The sequence below is a fragment of the Croceicoccus bisphenolivorans genome, assembly GCF_001634625.1.
Taxonomy (GTDB): domain Bacteria; phylum Pseudomonadota; class Alphaproteobacteria; order Sphingomonadales; family Sphingomonadaceae; genus Croceicoccus; species Croceicoccus bisphenolivorans.
In genome coordinates, this window is the sequence record NZ_LRSE01000041.1 from 1 (window position 1) to 3,310 (window position 3,310).

Below are 3,310 nucleotides of genomic sequence, written 5' to 3' on the forward strand. Positions count from 1 at the left end.
AATGGACGACTTTTACGCCGCCGTTGACAGGCACCACATTGGCCTTGCCGTTTTTTGCTCGATCACCCGGGACAGTCCAGACCTTGGCTTTGAAGTCGAACTCGTCGCACGCCGCATCAAGCACTTCACCTCTGCGTTGAGCCGTAAGGATAAGCATCTGCACGAGATGGCCGAATGGATAGCCATCCTCGACCGCAGATTGCCAAAGCGCAGCAAGCTCACGGTCGCTGAGTACACGGTCGCGAGGCTCATTCCGCTTCGGCCGCCACGCATCTCGGCAGGGGTTGGCGGGCATATGCTCAAGTCTGGTGAGCGCCCACGTGTAGAAGGTCGAAAGATGGCGATACACGATGCGTGCCATCGTCAGGGTTTCCTTGCCCCGTTCGAATGCAATCTTCTCAACGAAGCGGCTCACGTCACTTCGGGTAATGGAGTCCGCGAGCCGGTCTCCAATCTCCGGCTCAATGTACTTTCGGAAGACCCGATCGAACTCCCTCGCGCTCCGTTTTTTGCCCTCGATCTGCTGAGCAAGGTACGTCTCGTAGAGCTCCGCGACTGTCCCGACGCCTTTTGATCCCTTCCTTTTTGCGCCCGCTTTTCTGGCGATGCTCTTGCCCTGCTCGACATCGACAAGCAGATCGCGCGCCTTCTTTCGGGCATGGGCCAGCGTAAAGCTTGGCCCATGGCGTCCGATTGTCACATTCAACCATTTGCCCTGAACCCGCTTGCGCAGAATGTACGTCTTGATACCACTGGCACCCATGCGGAGCCTAAGTCCGGGTACGATACCATCGGCGAGCTCAATTTGACCCGCAGTCGGCGCCTTCAGCCCTGCGATCTTCGCATCCGTCAAACCTACTTTGTTCGCCATATGTACCTGCTACCTTAGGTAGCTTTTTGTAGTGGATACTGGCGAACATTTCAAGAACAATGCGGACTATGAATCGCAGATTTCCGCCATTCTTGGACCCATGCGGACGCGCTAGGACCCTCTGATCATGGCTCTTAATCAGCGGGTCCTAGGTTCGAGCCCNTTTTTCAAAATTATCATGCCAATTAACGCTGGACGGTCATTCGACGATCGCACGGCTCTCGTCCGGGCTAGCATTCGCAGCAGCCTCAACCAAACGGGCGGTAATCGTCAAAGCAAGGTTCAGGGGATCCAGCGGTTGCGTTGAAACCGGCACGTCTGGCACCAACTCCGGCGTGCAACTCAGGGAGAAAACACGACAGTGCGCTGCTGGTTCAGCATCACCCGGCCTTCCAGATGATACTTGACCGCCCGAGCCAATACCCTCGATTCGATGTCGCGCCCGGTTGCTACGAAATCCTCGGACGTCATGCTGTGGCTGACCCGCTGGGTTTCCTGTTCGATAATCGGCCCTTCATCGAGATCGGGAGTGACGTAGTGGGCCGTTGCCCCGATCAACTTGACCCCGCGATCGTATGCCTGGTGATAAGGCTTCGCGCCCTTGAAGCTGGGCAAGAAGGAATGGTGGATATTGATCACCATGCCGAACAGCTGCTCGGCCAGGTCGTTCGAAAGTACCTGCATGTAACGCGCCAGGACGACCAGTTCCGCACCGGTTTCCTTGACCAGTTCCAGCAGGCGTTGCTCTTGTTGCGCCTTGTTTTCGCGGGTCAGTGGCCAATGGTGGAAGGGAATCCCCTCACCCTCTGCAAGCTGGCGTGAAGCATCGTGGTTGGAAACGATCGCGACGACCTCTGCGTTTAGCCAGCCAACCTTGATCTGGTAGAGCAGATGCTGCAGCGCGTGGTCGAACTTCGACACCATGATGATGATTTTCGACGGCCGTGACAGGTCGCCCACGCCCAGGTCGATATCGAAGCGATCGACAACCGGCTGAAGCGCGCGCTCTATCGCTGCGCGCGTGACCGCTGCGGGCGCGCTGAACGCAATGCGCAGGAAGAAACGGTTCGTCTGCCGGTCCCAGAACTGGTTGGATTCTATGATGTTTGCGCCATCGGCGGCAAGCGCTGTCGTGACTGCCGCCACGATGCCCGGCTGGTCGTCACAGGTGAGCCTGAGAATATAGGCTTTTTCAGTCATCCGAGTTCCTCTTGCAGCGATGCCGGCCATTCGACGTGGCTGCGCTCCACAGCGCGACAATTTCGGCAGCAAGAAGTTTTGCGACACGATCAGCTTGCGAAAAAGAACATTTGCGCCATATTCCCAAGATCACCACGACAAATGGCACAACTGCCCTGGCAAAGGGGAGGGGTTACATAACCGCATCGCAAACCGACGCCAATTCGCCGCTCCTGGCTGCGGTCAGGACGTCGAGGCGCCGTGAGGCTGGCGGACCGCGGCTGTCGGTCGGCTTTATCCTGACTAACCGCTTCACCTTGTGCGCATTTGCTAATTTCGTGGACGTGCTGCGGCTCGCCGCCGACGAAGGAGACCGTAGCCGGCATATCTTGTGCGATTGGAACATCTTGTCGGACACGATGCGGCCCGTCGCGTCGAGTTCGGGAGTCACCGTCCAGCCGAACGAGCCGCTGGGCGATCCCGCGAAGTTCGATTATATCGTCATCGTCGGTGGGTTGATCGACGAGATCGAGGATTTCGACAGCAACTATGTCCGCTATCTCCGGCGGGCGGCGGACTTGGGCGTGCCGCTGGTCGGGGTCTGTACCGGGGCTTTCGTCCTTCACCGGGCCGGCTTGCTTGATGGCTACAAATGCTGCGTCAGCTGGTTCCACCACCTCGATTTTCTGGAACAGTTCGACGGGCTTGATCCGGTTTCCGACCAGATCTTCGTAGTCGACCGGGATCGCCTGACTTGTTCGGGCGGGGCCAGTTCCGCCCATCTTGCGGCCTATCTGGTCGATCGCCACATCGGCCGTGCACAGGCGAGCAAGAGCCTGCACATCATGATGATCGACGATGCCCTGGCCGCGGAAAAGCCTCAGCCGGGCATCCCGATGGATATCAGGACGACCGATCCGATCGTGCGGCGCGCGCTGCTGGTTGCGCAGCAGCACATCGATACGCCGTTGTCGGTGGAGGATGTCGCGAAGCGGATGACGATCAGCAAGCGCCAGCTCGAGAGGCGCTTTCAGTCGGCTCTCGGCATGTCGCCGCAGGTGGCGTTCATGGATGTCCGTCTGGCGTTTGCGCGGCATTTGCTGGAAACTACCAGCAAGTCCGTGGCGATGATCGCGGTCGAATGCGGATTTTGCGATTCGTCCCACCTCAGCCGCAACTTCCGCCGCCGCTTCGGCTACGCTCCGCTCGACGCGAGGGCATCGTCGGTCGTGTCAACGGCGGCGTAAAAGTCGTCCATTG

The 3,310-nt window shown here is 58.7% G+C and carries 3 protein-coding genes; 1 reads left to right on the top strand and 2 read right to left on the bottom strand.

What is annotated here, in order from left to right:
• Nucleotides 1-871: tyrosine-type recombinase/integrase (locus tag A7A77_RS17120; protein WP_066561239.1), on the bottom strand; the 871-nt coding region annotated here is incomplete at its 3' end.
• Between the two features lie 342 nt (nucleotides 872-1,213).
• Nucleotides 1,214-2,071, bottom strand: a complete 858-nt coding sequence (gene purU, locus A7A77_RS17125) for a formyltetrahydrofolate deformylase (RefSeq protein ID WP_066561241.1) — start codon at nucleotides 2,069-2,071, stop codon at nucleotides 1,214-1,216.
• 386 nt (nucleotides 2,072-2,457) lie between these two features.
• On the opposite strand from purU, the gene A7A77_RS17130 reads away from it, so the two are divergent.
• Nucleotides 2,458-3,297, top strand: a complete 840-nt coding sequence (locus A7A77_RS17130) for a GlxA family transcriptional regulator (RefSeq protein ID WP_245638535.1) — start codon at nucleotides 2,458-2,460, stop codon at nucleotides 3,295-3,297.
• Nucleotides 3,298-3,310: the final 13 nt, after the last annotated feature.

What these genes read in the sequence shown, in the direction of transcription:
- purU (WP_066561241.1), bottom strand. Translation starts at nt 2,071, where the DNA reads ATGACTGAAAAAGCCTATATTCTCAGGCTCACCTGTGACGACCAGCCG.